Consider the following 19,704-nt stretch of genomic DNA (forward strand, 5'->3'; position numbering starts at 1 on the left):
GCGCTATTCAGCTAACAGATAAGGGTAACCGTTTATGTTCGCTACGTTTATGATTGACCAGCTCGATGCGCTGATGCTCGCGCGTATCCAATTCGCTTTTGTTATCTCGTTTCATATTGTTTTTCCCGCGTTTTCTATCGGACTTGCCAGCTGGTTGACGGTGCTTGAATTCCGTTGGCTCAAAACAGGCGAGCCAATTTATGCTGAAGTGTATAAGCATTGGGTCAAAATATTCGCCGTGGTATTCGGTATGGGCGTGGTATCCGGTGTAGTAATGTCCTACCAGTTCGGTACTAACTGGGCGGTCTTTTCTGACAAAGCCGGTAACGTCTTGGGCCCACTACTCGCCTACGAAGTATTGACCGCGTTTTTCTTAGAAGCATCCTTTTTAGGTATTATGCTATTTGGTTGGGGGCGTGTGAGCAAGCGTATGCATTTCGCTTCCACTGCCATTGTCGCCATTGGTACACTGATTTCAGGCTTTTGGATTTTAGCCGCCAACAGCTTTATGCAGACGCCGCAAGGCTTTATGATGGGCGCAGATGGTCTTTTATATCCTACCAACTGGCTTGAGATCATCTTTAGCCCTTCATTCCCTTACCGCTATGCTCATATGATGACAGCGGCATTCTTGACGACTGCCTTTGTCATTGGCGGGGTTGGTGCTTATTATATTCAGTCCAAAAAACACACCGAACACCGTCAACATGGTCGTGTCATGCTAGGTATGGCCATGATTATGGCGATATTTGTCGCACCCGCTCAAGTATTGATTGGCGATGAGCATGGTCTAAATACTTTAGAGCATCAGCCAGCCAAAGTCGCAGCGATGGAAGGTATTTGGGAGGATGAGCGCGGTGCAGCGTTACGCCTATTTGCTATTCCTGACCAAGAAAACCAGACCAATAAATATGAAGTGAGCATTCCCTATGTCTCAGGTTTGATTCTTACCCATTCGTTAGATGGCGAAGTAAAAGGTCTAAAAAACTGGGCACCTGAAGACCAACCACCGGTGATGATTGTATTCTGGGCATTTCGCATCATGGTTGGTATTGGCATGTTAATGGTGCTGGTCGGCTTATTTAGTATCTATAAATACTTTAAAAAGCAGCAGTATAATCCCGAAAGTGTCTGGTTCCACCGTGCTTGGATGATGATGACGCCACTTGGCTTTATCGCATTACTGGCGGGCTGGTTTGTGACCGAGACAGGACGTCAACCGTGGACTGTATATGGTGTGATACGCACCGCAGAAAGCATGTCACCGCTCGCAGCACAGCAAGTAGCAACCACGTTGATTGGTTTTATTGTCCTCTATATATTTGTCTTCGGTGCAGGCAGTTTTTATATTCTACGCTTGATCGCTCAAGGGCCAAAACCGTACGAAGATCCTGCCGATGATAATTTCTATGAGCACTCAGTGACCGAAAGCCAAGGTCGTGCGCTCAGTGGCGATAGCAATCCTGCTAAGAGCACTGAAGAAGATATAGATACTCCTGCAAACGACGTCGATGATGGAGGGTTACGCTAATGTTTAACTACGGTGATGTATTAGACTTACCTTTAATTTGGGGCGGACTGATCGCTCTATCCGTCTTTATCTATGTATTGCTTGATGGCTTTGATTTGGGCTGCGGCATCTTGTTTCCCTTTGCTGGCTCAGATAAAAACCGTAGCCGCATCATGAACTCTATTGCCCCGTTTTGGGATGGTAACGAGACTTGGCTAGTATTGGGCGGTGGCGGCTTGTTCGCTGCTTTCCCAGTGGCTTATGGCATCATTATGACGGGGCTTTATCTGCCTGTTACTTTTATGCTATTCGGTCTAATAATGCGCGGTGTGGCATTTGAATTTCGCTTCAAAGCATCTTCACGTCGTCACGTATGGGACACTTTCTTTTTTGTTGGTTCAGTCGTTGCTACATTCTCTCAAGGTATTATGCTTGGGGCGCTTGTACAAGGTCTTGAGGCAAGCAACCGCCTATATACTGGTGGGCCGTTTGACTGGCTCACACCTTTCTCGATTGTCTGCGGCTTTGCCATGATTATTGGTTACGCCTTACTTGGCTCTACATGGCTCATTATCAAAACTGAACATACCCTACAAGTCTGGGCACGCAAAGTTTCTGGCTGGATGCTTTCTGCTTTGATAGTGGCAATGATCGTTGTCACAGCGTTTATGTATTTTTCAGACATCAATGCCCTCGAAGGCTGGTTTGGCTTCCCAGGTCTACTATATCTAGCGCCTATGCCAATCATTGTTGTACTATTATTTTTCTTGATGCGTAAAGACTTAAGTGGTGAGCGCGAATATCGTCCTTTCTTGTTAACTGTGGCGCTGTTTTTGATGGGTTATATCGGGGTTTGCTTTGCCATATTCCCATACATCGTACCCTATCAGATGACAATTTATGAAGCAGCCGCAGCTGACACCTCACTATCCTTTATGTTAGTTGGTGCCGTCATAATGCTACCGATTATCCTGAGTTATACCGCTTTTGCCTATTATACCTTTAAGGGTAAAACGGGTCATGAGCATATGTACTAAGGGTAAATAAAGGATATAAAAGTGTGGTACTGCAAATATTAGCAGTGGCCATACTTTTTAGCTAAGCGCACTAACACGCATTGGGAGGCGAGCATGAAGAAGCTCAGTAAGAAACAGTCACAATGGGCATGGTTCATTGGGCTATATATAGCAGGGTTTGCCGTTATTTTTACGATTGCTCAATTAATTAAGCTGGCTATGGGTGTTTAGCAGCTATTTATTACACACTTATCCATTGCTATATAACGTAAAAAAGCAGCGCCGATTAATCGGCGCTGCTTTTTTTATAAGAGTGCTTATAGAAGGTTAATGAGAACTAAGCATATTAATCTAAGCGCCTTGATGGTTATCGACACCATTGCTTTCGATAAACTCGTTTACCTGTGCTAAGCGTTCAGGCGTGCCCACATCTATCCAATTATCACAAATGACTTCAGCCGTAATTTGAAACTTTATCATCGCTTGCTTGAGCAATGGCGCCAACGCTGCTGGCTGACCTGAAACCAACCCATCGACCAATCGTGGTGACATCACACTAATGCCAGCAAAGGTATATTTGTCTGCACCATCAATCGGCTGTTCACTGGCTAAACCATTATTGATGGCAAAATCACCGCCGTTATTATGCTCTGGATTATCAATCAATAATAGATGTGCGCGCTGATCAGTACTCAGCTCATAATCTTGCAACTGCGCAAAATCATAGGTCGTCCATACATCTGAGTTCACTAAGATAAATGGCTCATCGCGTAGCTTGCCAGTTTGTAACGCCTGAAAAATACCGCCTGCGGTCTCTAGAGGCTCATCACCCTCTACTGACCAATGCAATTTGACGCCATATTGCCTGCCATCACCCAGTATATCCATCAGCTTATCAGCCAGCCATGACGCATTAATCGTGATATCATTGATACCAGCCGCTTGTAGCGCTTTAATGTGCCAGACGATAAGCGGTTGCCCACCCACCTCCACCAGAGGCTTGGGCGTATCAAGTGTTAACGGACGCAGACGCGTGCCCTTACCAGCAGCCAAAATCATTGCTTGGGTAATCATTGCTCGGTTAATCTCAGCCATGTGCGCTCCTTTTTTTATTTTATTGGATTCTACATTCAGATTAAAAATTGCTGATATTTTAACGCAATTTATCAGATGAGAATTCGCGTCAAATGAAACTTGCAAGTGGTTCGTTCTAAATATATTGCTGTACGAACTTACTTTGATAAGCTGGCAGTATATTATCTCTGAGACTCTCATTAAACGGCGCTACTGCTTGTTGCATATGCTGGCTACCATGCGCCTCCAACCATTCTAACTCGAACATTAAATCACGCATCACCTTAGGAATATCCGCCAAATAGCGGTCTTTGCCATCTCGCTCAGACAAGCGAATAAAAATTCCCAACACTTTTAAATGTCGCTGTACACCCATGACATTCATATCGTTTTCGAGCTGCTCTATGCTATCTGCCGTAGTCAAGCCTGCCTGCTTTTGCAACTGCCAAAAATCATTAATCCATGCAGAGACTTGGCTCTCTGGCCATTCTACATAAGCGTCTCGCAGCAATGATACTAAATCATAGGTATAAGAGCCGATGACGGCATCTTGAAAGTCAATCACGCCTAAGCGCGAGCGATCCGCTTGGTCTTGCATTAGGTTGCGACTGTGATAATCACGATGGACGATGACTTGTGGTTGCTGCAAAATCTCTTTTATTAAGGCTTCTTTTAAAGTATTCCATAATGCTTTATCAAACTCGACACCGATATAAGGTATAAACCAATCGCTAAATAAATCCATCTCACGATCTAATAACTCGGTATCATAATCTGGCAATTGATGTTGCGACTTGGCTGTTTCAACTGGCACGGTCTGTAGCGCGACCAACGTCTGCATTGCCAACTGATAATGCTCATCTATCTGCGCAGGCGTCGCATCAACGAGCAGATGAGCGAACTCTATCGCACCAAAGTCCTGTAACACCAAAAAGCCTTTCGTCACGTCTTGCGCGATGAGCGTCGGCACATTGATCGCCGGTGCCATCAGCTTAGTCACATTGATAAACTGGCGCATGGCGTCTTGTTCGTCCGCTGAATCCATAACAATATAATGTGCGACTGTCGTGTCATTACTGTCTGACAGCTGGATTCTATGGTATTGGCGAGCACTTGCGTCACCGGGTAGACTATCGAGTTGGAACGCTTGACCAGCAAATACTTGCTGCAACCAGCTCTCTAATTGTTGTAGACGGCTATTGAGTTTGGTATCGATCATATTAGGCTCTAAAAGTATTTTATCAGTCATAATGGGCATCGCAGGTTAAATATAAGTCATAAACAATTAAAGTAGTGATAAGTCAGGCAAAACCTTGTTAAAATAGCAACGTCTTGAGCCAAAAAAACTGCGATAGCAGGCGTATTGGGATATCATTCGACATCTAGCGCTGAGCATAACCTCAGCAACCATTCAAAAAACAGCTTGGCTATATTATAAATTTTGGTAAATAGTGTAGCTGATTTGGTTTTTTTTGACTATGATTAGTCGTCATTATATGTAAAACAGCCAAATTCTTAAGATAGCATTATCAATCAGTGATTTTTTAGGCGTTTATTAACCGCCATACATGATTAATAATATGGTTACTAAATTCAGTATCGCAATCCAATAGGCTCTGCAATCATAGGTGTGCCCTTGTTATATTCTCCGCTTTACCAAAGCATCCGTTTGATCTTATTTGGTGCCTTAGGCTTGTCCAGCCTAACCGTTAGTGCTGCGCCCAGCAATGCTGACACACAGCAAACTGAGTCGCTAATCACTGACAGTAGCACCCGTTATATCTCTGATGTTACACCTGATGCCAATCGCAGTAGTGTCCAAAAAGACAGTGACTATAATGATATCCGCTATCAAAATAGCAATAATCAAAAAACTGACTTTCAGCGTAATCCGTCTCAAAAGGCTGCTACTGATAACAATGCGTCAGATAGTAGTTTTGACAATACTTTTAATGAAAGCACCTTTAGTGAAAGCACCTTTAACGACAGCATCTCTAATGAGCGTGCTATTAATGAAAGCGCCTTAGACAACCGCCCTCTAGAAATTACCGCCATCAACGAGAGTGATGATCAAGGTTTTGTACCAGCAGCAGATACGATTTCGACCACTCAAAACAATAGCACTGCTCAGCTTACTGAAACCACTGCACCTAAAGCCGCACAGAAGACTGGTAAAGTTGATGTGAGTGATGAAAGTATTCAAGATAGTCTGCTGCGTTTAGCAGAGTTTTATGAGCTGACACCTGATACAGATGCCTCAACGTTAAACAATAGTGATAATGCTAACCAAGATATCATTCAAAACGAGCTAACACCTACCCCGCAAACCATTCCAAAAGTGGGTAAAAACTTACAGTTATTACCGAATGCCGTAGATAGCGCCCAACGCTGCGAAGGTCAATGGGTTTACCCAAAGAGCAACCCCAACTATCAACGCGCGGTCAATGAGGCGGGAGCAACCAATGGGCAGCCTGCGCCGAACTTAAATGATCTTCCGAATAATCAAGCGCCGCTGTTTTCAGAATCAGATTATGGTTATTACGACAATGTCGACTATGCAGAGCTGTCAGGCAATGTCATCATCAATCAGGGTACCCAGCAGATAGAAGCAGAAAAAGTCTTGTTAGATTTGAGCAATGGCGTAGCCGCCGCTCAAGGTAAAGTCATGTTTACTGACCAAGCGACAGGTCAGCAAGTATCACCTAGCAACGCACTAGATAGCAATGCGCCAAATCGCTCATCGAATAACCCCCAAGCCAATTTCACTGAAAAAGCATCAAAAGGCGGGCTTATTGGGGTCGCCGATAGTTTAAATTATAATACTGAAACTGGACAGTCAACAGCCAATGATGTGGCTTTTGCTAGTGTAGAACTGCAAGCTCATGGTTATGCCAAGCGCTTGAACAGACCGAATGACAGTCAATATGAGCTAGATGATGTCATGTTTAGTACCTGTCCACCAACCAATCGTAAATGGCAGTTTGATGCCAAAAGCATTGATTTAGATACCGATACAGGTCGCGGCGAAGCTTATAATACTACTTTCCGTATCGCTGACGTGCCTGTGTTCTATTTGCCTTACTTCAACTTCCCGATTGATAATCGTCGCACCAGTGGTTTTTTATTGCCGAATGCCAGTATCAGTAGTGAAAGCGGTCTTGAGGTTGATATACCCTACTATTTCAATTTGGCACCCAATTATGATGCCACGCTCAATACCCATATTTATACCGATCGCAATCCTATGGTGTCAGGCGAGTTTCGCTATCTGACCGAAAGTTATGGCGAAGGTATTTTTAATGGTTCATATTTACCTAATGACAAAGAGTACAATGACGAAGACCGCTCTAGCTTCTTTTATGATCATTATTGGTCATCTAAGAGCATTCCACGCTTAAGCGGTGATGCAAAATACAGCTATGTGTCAGATTCAGACTACCTCAATGATTTTGACACGCTGGGTCTATCAGACAGCACCATAAACTTACCACGCCGTGCACGTGTCAATTATTATAATGACTATGTTGATGGTGAATTGAAGGTAGAAACCTTTCAAACTCTAGACGCTTTTACCAGTAATGGCAAACCCTTAGAAGACAAAGATAAGCCTTACTCAAGATTGCCGCAGCTCAAACTCGATTATCGACTGCCTTGGGCGAAGAGCTTCGATATCACTGGTGTACACGATTCCGCTTATTTCAAAAAATCCATCGACGATGGCTCTGAGAATGAAAAAAGTGGCGGGCGAATTTATAATAAACTCAGCGCCGTTTATCCAATGGAAAAATCTTGGGGTTATATCAAGCCCAAACTGAGCTTGCAACATCTCTATACCTCTTATGATGAGGATAGCTTAGCCGACAACCAGTTGAGTGATAAAGACGGTAGCCAGTCGGTATTTGTACCGCAAGCCAGTATTGATGCAGGTCTAAATTTCTATCAAGCAGGCTCGCCTTTTGGCGCATTCGACGATACCATGGGTGGCTATCGCTTGCTGAGCCCGCGATTGAAATACACCTACTCGCCATATGAAGACCAAAACGATATTCCGAACTTTAATACGCGTATTGCCTCTATTAACTATGAACAGCTGTTCTCTGACAGTTGGTTTTTAGGACATGATCGCTTGCAAGATTTGCATTCGATTACTCCTGGTATCAATTATCGTTACATCGACGCAACGGGTGTGACACGTTTTGATGGTAGCATTGCAGAGCAGTTTTATATCGATAATGGACGTGTTACGCTTGATGATCAGCAACCTGTCTTCACCTCTTCATCTTCAGGGATGGTTTGGGATACCAGCACGCAACCTTACAACAACTTTTGGGTTGATGTTAGTGGCGCACTGACCAATGATTATGATTTAAATTATATTACGACTGAGCTGCGTTATCAGCCGTCTGACAACAGCTTGTTTAATGTTGGATTTGTCAAACGTCAACGTGATGAAAACACCGATCAGCTGCCACTCTCTGCTTTTACCGCATCGGCTGTCTTTCCAATCAATAACAGCTGGCGAATCTTGGCTCAAGGTCAATACGATTACAATCGTGATAAAGTTCTTGATTCGTTGGTCGGCGTTGATTACGAAGATTGCTGCTTTGGTTTTGCAGTTTATGGTCGTCGTTACTACAATGACTTAAATGTCAAAGACAAACCAACGCAAGCCATTATGGCAGAGATTAGATTGAATGGTTTGGGTAGTGGTAGCAGCCGCCTGACTCGCTTACTCTCTGATAAAATCTTGGGCTTTGAACCTGTCCAGACTGCTTGGAAAGATTAAGACCGTGCTTGTATAAATATTTTTACTATATATTTCATAACCCAGTTTGTAACCCTATTATGGTCAACCCTGTCTAATATTTGACTGTTAAAAGTATTAAATAGTGTTGACCAACTACCATCCGATGCGATGACATTGATGAGGAGCATCATGAGATTTTTTTCTTTACGTCAAACCAGCCGTGCTGTATTGCTATCTATGAGTGCTAGCCTTGCGCTTACATTGAGCGCCCAAGCTGCCACCGTTAAACCTGCAAAAGCACAAGCGCCTCAAGCAAATGCCGTGACCACGCAGAATAACGTCAATCGTTTGACGCCAGCCAATAGCACCGACGGTATTATTGCTTTAGTCAATGAAAATGCTATCTTAAAGAGCGATTTGATCGATGCTATCACCCAAGCACAAGCACGTGCACAAGCGGCTGGTGAACCAATAGCAAACTCAGCACAGCTACAGTCTGAGGTGTTAAATGCGCTCATATTGCGTGAGTTACAACTGTCCATGGTCAAGCGCGTCGGTTTAAACCCTGATGAAGCGGCTATCAATCAACGCCTTAGTCAAATCGCTCAAGCAGAAGGGCTGACGAGCATCTCAGCTTTGCAACAGCGTTTGGACGCAGCAAAACCTGGTAGCTATGCGGCGCTACGTGCGCAATTAATCGAAGACGCAGCCATTCAAGCCTTGCAACAGCGCCAAATCGGTAACCGCGTGCGCATTAGCGAACAGGATATTGATGCATTTTTGGCCTCGCCTGAAGCCAAGCGTTTAAACCAGAGTGAGTATCAAACGATTCATGTACGAGTGCCCTACATGGATGACTACAGCCGACTCTCAGAAGCCCAACGCAATGAGGCGTTAAAGGTAGCAGAAGCTCTGCGTACTCGCCTGCTTGCACCAAACGTTGATGTCGCTGAAGCGGTCGCTGCTAGCCAAGGCAACTATCCTATTCCGCTACAAGGTGGCGATATGGGCTTTCATAAAGCCGCGTCTCTACCTACAGAGCTATCAAGTGAAATTACCAAACTTGAGGTTGGTGCGGTCAGCGCACCATTAATAACACCTGAAGGTATCGATATCATCAAACTTGCTGACAAAAAAGCCAGCGACACTATGCTGATACCGCAGTGGCGTACTCGTCACATATTGGTAAAAGTTGATGAGCTACAGACAGATGCGCTTGCTGAGCAAAAGATTAATGATTTGTATGAACAGCTACGCAGCGGCGCTGATTTTGCTGGTTTAGCATCGACCTATTCAGATGATCCCGGTTCCGCTGGGCGCGGTGGCGATCTTGATTGGGTGAGCGAAGAAGACATGATTGGTCCATTCGAAGCCATGATGAAAAACACAGCGGTTGGCGACTATTCTGCTCCTTTCAAAACCCAGTTTGGCTGGCATATATTGAAAATAGAAGGCAAACGCCAACAAGATGTTAGCGATCAATATCGTCGCAACATGGCACGTCAAGCGCTTTATCAGCGCTTAGCACCGCAAGCCAAAGAAGACTGGCTACAAGAGCTACGCGCAGGTGCTTACATCCAAGTACTTGGCTAACTGATATAGGCATCGATAAGTCAAATCTAATAATGCTTTGTCAAAAAGGGTATGTGCTAATGCATGTATCCTTTTTTTATTGACGTTCATTTATGCGCTAAAAATAAGCAGAAGGTCATCTCAAATATATTGCAGCATGTCCAAACACAAGAATATCGAATAAAATTATTATAAGCATTACACACACAAAGAAAAGCCCCGAACCTAGGGCGATTGGTTCGGGGCTATGGCGCTTCATATTGTTGTTATTATTTCTTCCATGCTGACTCATCCTAAGTCATAAACAGTATACTATAAGACAGCGGGCTGACCTGTGCTTTTATTGATACTGTCTCAACACTGCATCCATGCGTATCCTTGTGTTGATGCAGGTATTGTAGGGTAATCAGTTTAATGCGACTAGAGGCTAAAGACCTTATTTAACGTAAGCATATGCTTACAGCCTTTTTTAACATTGCATCATACGATGGCTATAGTGTTGGCAGGCTATCAACCCTAACTTCTCTGCTCTTCTGCATGTTCCTTTGAGACTTTTTCACCTTCTTTTTTACCTTCTACTATTTTATTATCAGTCTCTTTTATATCTTCCGCTTCTGCAGTAGGGGCATTTTGCGCTTGATTGCTCTCCTCTTCTGGTTCGTATTGTAAAGTCGTCATAACAGGAAAGTGATCCGAACCTATCGACGGCATACGCCGAATATCTACCACCGTAAAGCAAGCACTATGGAAAATATGATCCAGCGCCCAACGTAAAAATGGATAGCTGACATGAAACGTATTGATAAAATGTCGACCAATACGCGGATCCAACAATCCTGAGATACGTTGAAAGCGTCGCGTGGTCTTTGACCATGCTACATCATTGAGGTCGCCTGCCAATATCGCCGTTTGCTTGTTTTCTTTGATGTGCTTGCCAACCATCAATAGCTCAGCATCGCGGGTAGTAGACTTATCCGCTTCCGTCGGACTCGGCGGCATGGGATGCAAGCAATACAACCAAATCACGCGACCACTTTGCAGGCGCAGTTGGGCATGAATAGAAGGTATGTCATCAATCATCAAGTACTTAACTTCAGGATCAATCAACTCAAGCTTAGAATAAAGATGCATCCCATACAGATTGTCTAGTGGCACTTTTACGGTGTAAGGATAATCAGCCTCGATTTGATGCAGCGCTTTTTCCCATTTTTCATCACTCTCTAGCGTAATTAAAATATCAGGCTGTCTTTGCTTCACCAAATCCACCAATTTTTGGGTGTCATCATTGGGCGTTAATACATTTGATACCATTATTTTTAGTTGATGCGCCTGCCCTTCTGGCTTGTCTTTTGCCTTTTGAACTTCTTTTTTCCATAGCTTGGTATAAGGCAATACCATCCTAAGCTGAAAGGCTAACGTAATGCTTAAGACGGTAAATAACAGCCACTGTCCCAGCTGCCACTCTGACCAAAAAATCAGCATACCAATCCAAGCGATGACACCCAACACCATGATCTGAATACGCGGAAATTCAACACCGCGCACCCACCAATTATCCAGTGGTATCCAGCCCCAAATCGTCACAAATGCGATGAACCCTGCTAGCCACTGTATGCTGTAATATAATAGTGAGAGATCCATAGTATGTATTAGCCGTCTATTGAATGATGAATATCGCCATGGTTTTAACTGAACTGACGTTAGCTGTTTACTTTAGCATTTCAGAAGGTTATCGCCTACTAATGAGCATGGATTATTCGTTAACCGCTATAAAACATTACACTTTTAATCCGCCCACCATAACCAATACTACGGGCAAATTTTATTTTTAGGGCTATCTACTTGTGTCGAGTGAGGCATCGCCACTATCGCCGTTAGGTTAATAACTTAAAGTTATACTGAACATCATTAATAGTGTATGAAAAACCACTAAAAACGGCCAAAACGCCTTGCTTTTTATGGCTATTCACGGCATTGTTATCGGCTGGCAATGCAACAATTTATGGTAAAAAGGATTGAGTTTCATGAGTAATTTAACAGTAGGCTTGGTAGGCTGGCGCGGCATGGTCGGTTCAGTATTAATACAACGTATGACTGAGGAAAAAGATTTTGACGGTATTACACCCGTGTTTTTCTCAACCAGCAACGCAGGTGGTGATGCCCCAAGCCTTGATGGTATTCATACCGGCCAATTAAAAGATGCTCATGATATTGACGCGCTAGCAGCTTGTGATGTCATCATTACTTGCCAAGGCGGCGACTATACTTCGCAAGTCCATCAACCGCTACGTGATAGTGGCTGGAATGGCTACTGGATTGATGCGGCAAGCACCTTGCGAATGGAAGATGACAGCATCATCATTCTCGATCCAGTCAATCGCGCCGTTATTGACAGCGCCCTAGCCAATGGCAAAAAAGACTTTATCGGTGGTAACTGTACCGTGTCACTAATGCTCATGGCGATTGGTGAGCTGTTTAATAAAGGCTGGGTAGAATGGGTCAGCGCCATGACTTATCAGGCTGCTAGTGGTTCTGGTGCTAACAACATGCGCGAATTAATCGCTGGCATGGGCGTGCTACACGATGCGGTCAAAGACGAATTGGCTGATCCTGCCAGCGCCATCCTTGAGATTGATAAAAAAATCGCTCAGACTCAGCGCTCAGATGATTTTCCTAAACAGTACTTTGGTGTGCCACTAGCAGGTAGCTTGATTCCTTATATCGATGTTCAGTTAGAAAACAAGCAATCCAAGGAAGAATGGAAAGGTGGCGTCGAAACCAATAAAATCCTTGGTAACGCAGAAGCCGATAAGATTGCTATCGACGGTATGTGTGTGCGCGTTGGCGCGATGCGCTGTCATGCGCAAGGCCTTACCATCAAGCTCAAAAAAGACATTCCGCTAGAAGAAATCGAAGCAGCACTTAAAAACAGCGGCAATGAGTGGTTGGACTTGGTCGAAGACGACAAAGAAGCGACTATGAACCGCTTAACGCCAGTAGCAGTGACTGGTACATTGACAGTTGCACTAGGTCGCTTGCGTAAGCTCAATATGGGCCCTGAGTATCTAGGCGCGTTTACCGTTGGTGATCAACTGTTATGGGGCGCAGCCGAGCCGCTACGTCGTATGCTTAATATCATCCGTGAGCAAAAAGACTAAGTTTATTTTCTTAAAAAGTCAGTACAAAAAAGACAGCATTTGCTGTCTTTTTTTATGGGCGTACCATTTCCAAAAATTTGAATAGCACGGCAAACAGATGCAAACACTACTTATAATAAGCTTAACAAATGTGACAACGCTCATCTTATACTTTAAGGCTAGTATTACTTTAGCTTGTAAGCAATCATCACTTCATTACGGCGCAAAAAAGGCAGCGTCCAAGGCGGATTATAACGTGCCAGTTCAGGCTCGCCCGTTATAGTCAAATTTTGGGTTTGCATCCAAGATTGTAGCTCTTCCGTTTTAGTCGCTACTTTTTTACTGCCTGCCAACCCTGAGAACTTAATCACACCGTACGCCTGTGCTGGCACCTCGGTAATCGTGATGTTTGGATTATTTGGCTTTGGCAGTGTTTGCATCGTATATTGACTGGGCATAGTAAATTGTACACGCCACTTACCATCGTCTTGCTGCATGCTTACTGGTGCTGTCATCGCAATTTTTTGTGATTCGCTATCACTCTTTTTGTTATTAGGCTGCATCGTAACAGGCGCAGTCATGCTAATTTTACTACTGCCGCCAGTTGGCGCTGTATTATTGCCAAATATATAGTCGGCTAACACTTTAAACCCTTCGCGACTGGCGGAGTCTTGGTCACCACTTACCAACGTTTGTGCCACTAGCTGCTTATCGTAACGACGCAGCTCAAAGTCATCCATTTGCGACAACACTGTATAATCCGGCTCTTCGGTCGCCATAGCTGCTCCTGAGGTTAATAATGAACCACTTAATAATAAGTAGGTTGCCTTTTTCATAGTATGTCTCCAGCAGTTAAAACATCGCTTAGCAATGGTTACTGTCTCGCCATTATGATTTCTACTTTACCAACTACTCATAAGTACTGTCTGTGTCTTTTGGTTATGACAAAATACTATTAACTAAAAGACCCATTTATCAGATATATCAATACCTCATAAACATCCATGTCCAAAAAATCGCTAACAATGCTATAATTATCGCCATTTTCATAGCTTACATAGCGGTTATCATATGCAATTTGTTTTACATAAAACGGCCAGCGGTGACACGCGTGCGCGCCGTGGTACGGTTCATCTCAATCATGGCGACGTGCAAACACCAGCGTTTATGCCTGTCGGCACTTATGGTACAGTCAAGGGCATGCTGCCACGTGATATTGAAGCCATTGGTGCGGATATTATTTTGGGCAATACCTTTCATCTATGGTTACGTCCAGGTACCGAGGTGATTGATAAGTTTGGCGGCTTACATAAATTTATGCATTGGGATAAGCCTATCTTGACTGATTCAGGTGGTTTCCAAGTATTCAGTCTGGGCGCCATGCGTAAAATCACCGAAGAAGGGGTCGACTTTAAATCTCCTATCGATGGTGCAAAAGTTTTTCTGTCGCCAGAAAAATCCATGCAGATTCAGTACAGCTTGAACTCAGACATCGTCATGCAATTTGATGAGTGTACGCCCTATCCTGCGACTCATGACGAAGCTAAAAAGTCATTAGAGCTGTCATTACGTTGGGGACAGCGCTGTGTTGATGAGCACAACAGACTGGGCAGCACCAACGCATTATTTGGCATTATTCAAGGCAGTATGTATCCTGATTTGCGTCAGCAATCACTTGAAGGCCTGCTCGATATCGGCTTTGATGGTTATGCCATCGGTGGTCTGTCGGTTGGTGAACCAAAAGATGAAATGATAGATGTCCTAGACTACCTCCCTGATGATATGCCAGCAGATAAGCCACGCTATCTGATGGGCGTTGGTAAGCCTGAGGATTTAGTTGAAGGCGTACGTCGCGGTGTCGATATGTTCGACTGTGTGATGCCGACGCGTAACGCGCGTAATGGTCACTACTTCGTCACAGGCGATGCAGACAATGCTGGTGTGGTACGTATCCGTAACAGCCAGTATCGCAATGACGAAGGTCCATTAGATCCTGAATGCGACTGCTATACTTGCCAAAATTTTAGCCGTGCTTATCTCTACCATCTTAATAAGTGTAAAGAGATGCTGGGTGCTCAATTAGCGACTATCCATAACTTGCGCTATTATCAGCGTTTGATGCAAGGTATCCGTGATGCCATTGAACAAGACAAATTTGATGAGTTTGTCAGCGAATTTTATAACAAACGTGGACAAACAGTACCTGAGTTAAATCTACGCTAATCATATTTTTGCAATTGTCATATCTATAAAAAGGGCTTAAGAATTATCTTAAGCCCTTTTTAGTGTGTTGCTTTTATTATTTCTAGTTAATCAGTACTAGCCCATTAACGAGGTTACAAATACCACGAGCACGGCAATTGGTGCTACAAACTTAGCAACGATTTGCCATAATTGCCATGCACCATTAGACAGACCAAGCTCTTGCTGAATACTGCGTTGATCCATTTGCCAACCAACGAAAATAATTGCAGCAAGACCAGTTAGCGGGAGAAGAAATTTACTGGTAATTTTATCCAATGCATCAAAGATACCGTTACCCATGATAGTAAAGTCAGACCATAGGTTAAATGATAGTAGTGCCGCAACACCTAATAGCCAAATCACTGTACTGGCAACAATGGTTGATACCGTACGACTCATCGGTGTACGCTCTTCTAAAAACTCAACGGTTGGCTCAAGCAATGAAATTGATGAGGTAATAGCAGCAAAAGTAATGAGTAAGAAGAACAATGTACCAATGATCGTCCCTGCACCCATGCTACCAAAAGCGATCGGTAAGCTGACAAAGATAAGACCAGGACCCGAAGCAGGGTCTAGACCATTGCTAAAGATGATTGGGAAGATTGCTAGACCAGCAGCCAACGCAATAACCGTATCTAAAATCACAACAGTACGGGCGGTTTTTAGTAAGTTCACTTCACGACCCAAATATGAGCCATAAGCAATCATAATACCCATACCAATAGATAGGGTGAAGAATGCATGACCCAATGCTGCAAGCATCACATCGCCAGTCAACTTGCTAAGATCCGGTGTAAATAGATAAGCCACTGCTTCACCAAAACCACCGTTTATTACGTTATAACCAACGATGACGAACAAAATCACGCCGAGTAGTGGCATTAAGACTTTAGCCGTGGTTTCGATACCTTTGGTCACACCAATACCGACAATCAAAGCAGTAATAGCCATAAACACGGTATGCCAAATCGTCAACGTCCCTGCTGAAGCCAACATAGCATCAAAGGTCGCAGCGATAGAATCACTGTCTTGACCAATAAAACTGCCTGTACCTGCTTTAGTAATATAGTTGAGTGCCCAACCACCAATCACACTATAAAACGATAGAATTAAGAAACCACCTAAAATACCTGACGCGCCAATGATGCCCCAACTGCGCGACTTACCTTCACTTGCTGCAACATCCGCAAAAGTGTTGACTGGGTTCTTTTGCCCACGGCGACCAATCAGCCATTCAGCGACTAGAATCGGAAAACCTACCAGCGCGATACAGAATAAATAAGCGATAACGAAAGCTGAACCACCGCTTTCACCGACCATATAAGGAAACTTCCATATGTTTCCCAAACCAACTGCTGAACCAACCGCTGCCAATACGAAGCCAAAACTTGAGCTCCACTGTGCATGTTCTTGTTTATTAATAGCCATTTTTTCCGTCCTCGTGCTTCAATTAACATCACTGATAATCTTCCTTGATTATCATAAATAGCCATGAGAAATATCAGGCTATTCAATAAACACCTCAATGTGAGGCGTCCAGCAACATTAAGAAAGAATTGTTTACAATATCGTAAAGGCTCAGTTTCTGCTAAGCCACCAAAAAAGTCAAGCGCTCATAAACATAAAAAGCCATAACAATTGGTTATGGCTTCTGGTAATTTCATCTATAACTGACAAGAGTTTGGCTAATTAAAAAAGGCATACTATATATGATTTTCAGCAAAAGCCAATCGCCGTTCTAGCGCACCACACCACGACGGCTTTTTTGTAGTGAATCAATGAGCAACTGGATTTTCGGCTCTTTTGGTAGCAGCTCATTATTCAAAACTTCAAGCGCTTGCACGGTCGTCAGACCAGATCTAAAAATCATACGATAAGCTTGACGCAATACCTCAATTGTCTCTTTTGACCATCCTTTACGACGCATGCCTTCCACATTGAGACCATGAGTCGTTGCTGGATTGCCAGATACCATGGTAAAGGCTGCTACATCTTTTAGGATCAGACTTGCGCCTCCAATCAAGCTATAGTCATCAACCGTACAAAACTGATGAATACCTGAATTACCGCCAATGATCGTGTGATTACCAATAGTCACATGCCCTGCAACGCCAACATTGTTGGCCAATACATTATGATCGCCAATCACACAATCATGAGCCACATGAGTGTTCACCATCAGTAGATTATGGCTGCCTATTTTAGTGAGCTCACTATCTTGTGCAGTACCACGGTGTAAACTACAGGCTTCTCGAATGGTATTATGATCGCCAATCTCAAGCCAAGTACGCTCACCAGCATACTTTAAATCCTGAGGATCTTCGCCAATGCTCGCAAATTGATAAAACTCATTGTGTTGACCAATACGAGTCAATTTGGTAACAACTACATGGCGATGCAGAACCGTGTGAGCGCCAATAGTGACCTCATCACCGACGATACAATACGGACCAATGATAGCAGTCTCATCAATTTGGGCGGACGGTGAGATGAGTGCTGTTGGATGGATCTGACTCATAATGTGGGCCTTTGTATGATCTGATGCGAGTAAATGGTAAAACAAATACAGCCAATTTAGTTTTATGAGAAAACCTAAGCATGGCTCTGCTGTTAAATGCGAGTGTCAATTATAATGCTTATGACCCGCTTTGACCTAATTCTTTAGACGCTTTGTTTAAAGAATTAGGTCAGCTACGAGGCACAATGGCTATTAGTAAACGTTATTGTTCTTGGCGAGCAATCATTATTTGCGCACTGGCAGCTAACTCATCGTCAACATGTACAGTACAGTCAAATTTATAAATACCGCGCTTCTGCATCACTGTTTTAGCACGAATAGTCAGCTGATCACCAGGAATCACTCGACGTTTAAAACGGACTTTATCAACACCTGCAAACAGATATAAATAACCATCTTCTGCGGTCAGACCGGCACTGATAAATCCGAGCACGCCTGAGACCTGAGCCATGCACTCAACCATAAGTACCCCTGGCATAATCGGCTCATCAGGAAAATGACCATTGAAAAACTCTTCATTGATAGTCACATTCTTAATACCCGTAATGCACTCACCAGGTGTGCAATCAATAATCTTATCTACTAAAAGAAAAGGATAACGGTGTGGCAAATAATGCTTTAACGTATGATAAGTTAATGGCAGCGTAAGACCTTGCTCAGCTAAGCTTTTCATTTCTTTATCATTCAAAATATCGATATCGGTGCTGCTCATAATGGTGCTTCCTTGCTATGTTTCAAATCGCTATGATTTTACTGTGTTTGTATATATGCATTGATATTTTCGCTAATCACGCCCAAGCTGACGGAAGCGTACAGCTGCCCGTCGCCAGTTAGCGGTCGGCATAGCAGCCGTTCCAGAGGAGTATGAACCAGCGGTTTTGATAGATTTGGTTACCATGGTCATCCCAGATAAAGTGACATCATCTGTAATCTCAATATGACCTGTGATACCGACCGCACCGCCAATAATACAGCGCTTGCCGATACTAGTGCTGCCTGCAATACCCGTTTGAGCCGCGATGGCTGTGCCATCACCGATACGCACGTTATGAGCAACTTGTACCAAATTATCAATAATAACGTGATTGCCAATGATAGTATCATCAATGGCACCTCGGTCAATGCAAGTTTGACTACCAATTCGCACATGGTTGCCAATTACGACCCGTCCTAACTGAGCAATACGCTCCCAGCCACTGGTACTAGGATCTTTGGTTGGTGCAAAACCAAAGCCTTCTGCACCCACACTGACACCCGCGTGTAACCTCACATGATCACCAATGACACAATCATGCCCGATCACCACTTGTGATTTAATAACGCCGTCAGTACCAATAGTCGTATTTTCTTCGATCACCACATGCGCCGCAAGTGAGCTACGCGCACCAATTTGCACATAATCGGCTATCACACAAAAAGGTCCGATATTCACCTGCTCACCAATGACAGCACTATCAGCAATCACAGCGCTAGGATGAATACCACCAGACAGTGACTCACGAGCAAACAACTGGCTAGCACCAGCATAAGCTAAGTATGGGCTTGCGACGACTAACGCTATCGCTGTGGCGGGCACTTGGTCGCGATATTCTGCAGTAACCAATACAGCCCCTGCCTCGCTGATAGCCAGACTAGAAATATAATGAGAATCGGCCAAAAAGCTTAACTGATTATGACCAGCCGTGGTCAAACTACCAATACTGCTGAATTTTTGACGTAACTGTTCAGCGCTGATTTCAGCCTTATTGGTGATGGGCTGACGCTGCTCAATCCGAGTGATAAGTTGCTCAATCGTTATCATAGTTACTATTAATATAAATATTATTATGAATAAGACAATCGCCAAGCTGAACAATCACCTTGGCGATCTACTAATATCTAACAGA

General features: G+C 43.8%; 15 protein-coding genes. 7 read left to right on the forward strand and 8 right to left on the reverse strand.

The window, feature by feature from the left end; all coding sequences use genetic code 11:
• The first annotated feature begins 34 nt into the window (after positions 1-34).
• The 3 genes from INT03_RS14625 (at position 35) to INT03_RS15150 (ending at position 2,757) form a co-directional block, all read left to right on the forward strand.
• The gene (locus INT03_RS14625; protein ID WP_193009493.1) at positions 35-1,531 is read left to right on the forward strand and encodes a cytochrome ubiquinol oxidase subunit I; all 1,497 of its coding nucleotides are present in this window, start codon (positions 35-37) and stop codon (positions 1,529-1,531) included.
• A complete protein-coding gene (gene cydB / locus INT03_RS14630) occupies positions 1,531-2,547 on the forward strand; it encodes a cytochrome d ubiquinol oxidase subunit II (RefSeq protein ID WP_193009494.1) in 1,017 nt (338 codons plus the stop codon). Before INT03_RS14625 ends, cydB begins: the two co-directional genes overlap by 1 nt.
• Before the next feature lie 93 nt (positions 2,548-2,640).
• A complete protein-coding gene (locus INT03_RS15150) occupies positions 2,641-2,757 on the forward strand; it encodes a DUF2474 domain-containing protein (protein WP_373299586.1) in 117 nt (38 codons plus the stop codon).
• Positions 2,758-2,877: 120 nt separating this feature from the next.
• Here INT03_RS15150 and murU read toward each other — a convergent pair whose 3' ends face one another.
• A complete protein-coding gene (gene murU / locus INT03_RS14635) occupies positions 2,878-3,621 on the reverse strand; it encodes an N-acetylmuramate alpha-1-phosphate uridylyltransferase MurU (protein WP_226950296.1) in 744 nt (247 codons plus the stop codon).
• A 115-nt stretch (positions 3,622-3,736) separates the two neighbouring features.
• Positions 3,737-4,849, reverse strand: coding sequence for an aminoglycoside phosphotransferase family protein (locus INT03_RS14640; RefSeq protein WP_226951698.1), 1,113 nt, complete (start codon positions 4,847-4,849; stop codon positions 3,737-3,739).
• Between the two features lie 387 nt (positions 4,850-5,236).
• Between INT03_RS14640 and lptD the strand changes: the two genes are divergently transcribed.
• The gene (gene lptD, locus INT03_RS14645; RefSeq protein ID WP_193009496.1) at positions 5,237-8,386 is read left to right on the forward strand and encodes an LPS assembly protein LptD; all 3,150 of its coding nucleotides are present in this window, start codon (positions 5,237-5,239) and stop codon (positions 8,384-8,386) included.
• A 150-nt stretch (positions 8,387-8,536) separates the two neighbouring features.
• Complete coding sequence (locus INT03_RS14650; RefSeq protein ID WP_193009497.1) at positions 8,537-9,940, forward strand: peptidylprolyl isomerase; 1,404 nt, start codon at positions 8,537-8,539, stop codon at positions 9,938-9,940.
• 495 nt (positions 9,941-10,435) lie between these two features.
• On the opposite strand, the gene INT03_RS14655 is transcribed toward INT03_RS14650, so the two are convergent.
• Positions 10,436-11,560, reverse strand: coding sequence for an endonuclease/exonuclease/phosphatase family protein (locus INT03_RS14655; RefSeq protein ID WP_193009498.1), 1,125 nt, complete (start codon positions 11,558-11,560; stop codon positions 10,436-10,438).
• A 383-nt stretch (positions 11,561-11,943) separates the two neighbouring features.
• Between INT03_RS14655 and asd the strand changes: the two genes are divergently transcribed.
• Positions 11,944-13,077, forward strand: a complete 1,134-nt coding sequence (gene asd, locus INT03_RS14660; protein WP_109590430.1) for an aspartate-semialdehyde dehydrogenase — start codon at positions 11,944-11,946, stop codon at positions 13,075-13,077.
• A gap of 164 nt (positions 13,078-13,241) precedes the next feature.
• On the opposite strand, the gene INT03_RS14665 is transcribed toward asd, so the two are convergent.
• On the reverse strand, positions 13,242-13,892 hold the full coding sequence (locus INT03_RS14665; RefSeq protein WP_193009499.1) for an SOUL family heme-binding protein: 651 nt from the start codon (positions 13,890-13,892) through the stop codon (positions 13,242-13,244).
• 235 nt (positions 13,893-14,127) lie between these two features.
• Here INT03_RS14665 and tgt point away from each other — a divergent pair, with 235 nt between their 5' ends.
• Positions 14,128-15,279, forward strand: a complete 1,152-nt coding sequence (gene tgt / locus INT03_RS14670; protein WP_193009500.1) for a tRNA guanosine(34) transglycosylase Tgt — start codon at positions 14,128-14,130, stop codon at positions 15,277-15,279.
• A gap of 96 nt (positions 15,280-15,375) precedes the next feature.
• Here the strand turns inward: tgt and INT03_RS14675 are convergent, their stop codons facing one another.
• From INT03_RS14675 to lpxD, 4 genes are all read right to left on the reverse strand, one after another.
• Complete coding sequence (locus INT03_RS14675) at positions 15,376-16,728, reverse strand: sodium-dependent transporter (RefSeq protein WP_087814621.1); 1,353 nt, start codon at positions 16,726-16,728, stop codon at positions 15,376-15,378.
• Between the two features lie 310 nt (positions 16,729-17,038).
• Positions 17,039-17,818 (reverse strand): acyl-ACP--UDP-N-acetylglucosamine O-acyltransferase, encoded by a 780-nt coding sequence (gene lpxA, locus INT03_RS14680; protein WP_060490688.1) that lies wholly within the window; start codon positions 17,816-17,818, stop codon positions 17,039-17,041.
• A gap of 202 nt (positions 17,819-18,020) precedes the next feature.
• Complete coding sequence (fabZ, locus tag INT03_RS14685; protein WP_045444990.1) at positions 18,021-18,530, reverse strand: 3-hydroxyacyl-ACP dehydratase FabZ; 510 nt, start codon at positions 18,528-18,530, stop codon at positions 18,021-18,023.
• Between the two features lie 72 nt (positions 18,531-18,602).
• Entirely contained in the window at positions 18,603-19,619 is a 1,017-nt protein-coding gene (lpxD, locus tag INT03_RS14690; protein WP_193009501.1) for a UDP-3-O-(3-hydroxymyristoyl)glucosamine N-acyltransferase, read from the reverse strand.
• Between the last annotated feature and the right edge of the window lie 85 nt (positions 19,620-19,704).

Origin of the sequence: Psychrobacter sp. PG1 (assembly GCF_014897815.1) — a bacterium.
Classification (GTDB): domain Bacteria; phylum Pseudomonadota; class Gammaproteobacteria; order Pseudomonadales; family Moraxellaceae; genus Psychrobacter.